This window comes from Streptomyces sp. NPDC020845, assembly GCF_044334165.1.
Lineage (GTDB): Bacteria > Actinomycetota > Actinomycetes > Streptomycetales > Streptomycetaceae > Streptomyces.
Genome location: NZ_JBIRSJ010000075.1, coordinates 1 through 2,636, shown reverse-complemented (window position 1 = coordinate 2,636; position 2,636 = coordinate 1). Strand labels below are relative to the sequence as shown.

General features: G+C 69.4%; 1 protein-coding gene. It reads right to left on the bottom strand.

The window, feature by feature from the left end:
* On the bottom strand, nucleotides 1–2,636 hold a 2,636-nt coding region (locus ACH4U7_RS53120), incomplete at both ends, for a beta-ketoacyl synthase N-terminal-like domain-containing protein (protein WP_398534933.1).

Genomic DNA, 2,636 nt, shown 5'->3' with positions numbered 1-2,636 from the left:
ACCACCTTGCCCAGGTCACCCGGCTTCCTCGCGGTACCGGTGACGACAGCGGTGTGGGCTTCGTCAGCCGCCAAAGCATCCAGACCACGCAGGAACTCCGCTCGGTCGGAGCCGATGACCACTGCGCGATGTGCGAAGGCCGACCGGTGCGTGGCCAGTGAGTATCCGATGTCCGCGAGCCCCGGACCGGAACCGGCTTCGGGAAACCCGGACACGAACTCCCGCAACTGGCGCGCCTGGGCACGGAGCGCGTCGGCCGACTTCGCGGACAGCAGCCAAGGCATGGAGACAGTGGACGCCCTCACGCCTGGTTCCTCCGCGGCGGGCGCGCCAGTCGGCTCTGCCACCCCCGTACCGTCGGGCTCGTCGGTGGGCGCCTCTTCCAGAATGAGGTGCGCGTTGGTGCCGCTGACGCCGAAGGAGGAGACACCGGCACGCCGAGGATGCCCGTTCCGTAGCCACGGCACGGCATCGGTCAGCAGCCGTACCGCCCCGGCCGACCAGTCCACATGTGGCGATGGCTCGTCGGCATGCAACGTACGGGGCAGCGTCTCGTGCTGGAGGGCCATCACCATCTTGATCACACCGCCGACACCGGCCGCCGCCTGCGCGTGTCCGATGTTGGACTTTACTGACCCCAGCCACAGGGGATGGTCCTCGGCCCGGTCCTGCCCGTACGTCGCCAGCAGCGCCTGGGCCTCGACGGGGTCGCCGAGGACCGTTCCGGTGCCGTGCCCCTCCACCGCGTCGACCTCGGAAGGAGAGAGCCCGGCGCCGGCCAGGGCCTGGCGGATGACGCGCTGTTGCGCGGGGCCGTTGGGGGCGGTGAGGCCGTTGCTGGCACCGTCCTGATTGATCGCGCTGCCGCGCACCACGGCCAGAACGCGGTGGCCGTTGCGCCGGGCGTCGGACAGCCGCTCCACGAGGAGCATGCCGACGCCTTCCGCCCAGCCCGTGCCGTCGGCGGTGGCCGAGAACGCCTTGCACCGCCCGTCGGGGGACAGGCCCCGCTGGCGGGAGAACTCGATGAAGGTCGCCGGGGTGGACATCACCATCACTCCGCCGACGAGCGCGAGCGAGCACTCCGCCGTACGCAGCGCCTGACCGGCCATGTGCAGCGCGACCAAGGAGGACGAGCAGGCCGTGTCCACCGACACCGTCGGCCCCTCAAGGCCGAAGGCATAGGCGATACGGCCGGAGGCGACGCTCCCGGAACTGCCGGTCAGCGCATAGCCGGCAACCGCCTGCGGTACCTGCCGCACATGAGCCGCGTAGTCCTGCACATTGATTCCGACGAAGACTCCGGTCTGACTGCCGCGCAGGGTCGACGGGTCGATTCCTGCGTGTTCGAACGCTTCCCACGAGGCTTCAAGCAGCAGCCGTTGCTGCGGGTCCATGGCGAGGGCTTCGCGCGGGCTGATGCCGAAGAACGCCGGGTCGAACTCACCCGCGTCGTAGAGGAACCCGCCATGCCGGGTGCAGCAGGTGCCCTCGTGATCGGGGTCCGGGTGATAGATCCGCTCGACGTCCCAGCCGCGGTCCGTCGGGAACTCGGTGATGGCATCAGTGCCCGAGGCGACCAACCGCCATAGATCCGCGGCCGACCGTACTCCGCCCGGATAGCGGCAGGCCATCCCGACGATTGCGACGGGCTCGTCCAGAGGCGCTGCCGCTTGGGTACGCTCGGCCGATGTGCCTGACACGCCCTCGCGCGGTTCGTCGTCGGTCCCGCCGAGCAGCGCCGTACGCAGATGTGTGGCGCACTCCGTGGGGCTTGGATGGTCGAAGACAAGGGTGGTCGGGAGAGCCAGGCCGGTGGCGGCCGCGACGCGGTTTCGGAACTCGACGGCGGTGAGGGAGTCGAACCCCAGCGCGCTGAAGGCTTGCTGAGCGTCGATGGATTCGGGGCTGGAATGACCGAGCACGGCGGCCACGTGAGTGCGGACGATATCGAGAAGGGCCTGCTGTTGTTCCTTGGGCGAACGCTGTGCCAGTTGCTTGCGAAGAGAGTCGGCGGAGGGCGGGGCGGTATCGCCGCGTAGTACCTGGCGGACCTCGGGGATGTCGTCGATGAGCGGTGCCGGCCGCCGGGCGGTGAAGGTGGTGGCGAAGTCCTCCCAGTCGACATCCGCGACGACAGTTGCGGTGCTGTCGGGGCCGTGGCCGAGGATGCGATCGAGCGCGGCAAGGGCGAGATCAGGGGACATGGCCCGGAGGCCGCGGCGGCGCAAGTGAGCGCGTGTGTCCCCGTCCGCAGCCATCCCCGCGCCGTCCCAGGGCCCCCAGGCGATGGAGGTGGCGGGGAGTCCTTGGGCGCGGCGGTGCTGGGCCAGGGCATCGAGATACGCATTGGCGGCGGCGTATCCGGCCTGGTTCGCGCTGCCCCAGGTGCCGGCAATGGAGGAGAAGAGAACAAAGCGCTCGATCGTGTCGTGCTCGCGCAGCAACTTGTGCAGAAGCGCTGCCCCGGTCGCCTTCGCCCCGGCAGTCTCGGCGAGATCCGCCGCACTGAGATCGGCGATGGCCGACTTCAGGTTGATTCCTGCGGTGTGGATGATGGTGGTGAGGGGGTGGGTTGGGGGGATGGTGTTGAGGAGGTTGGTGAGTTGGTTGGGGTTGGTGGTGTCGCAGGTGGT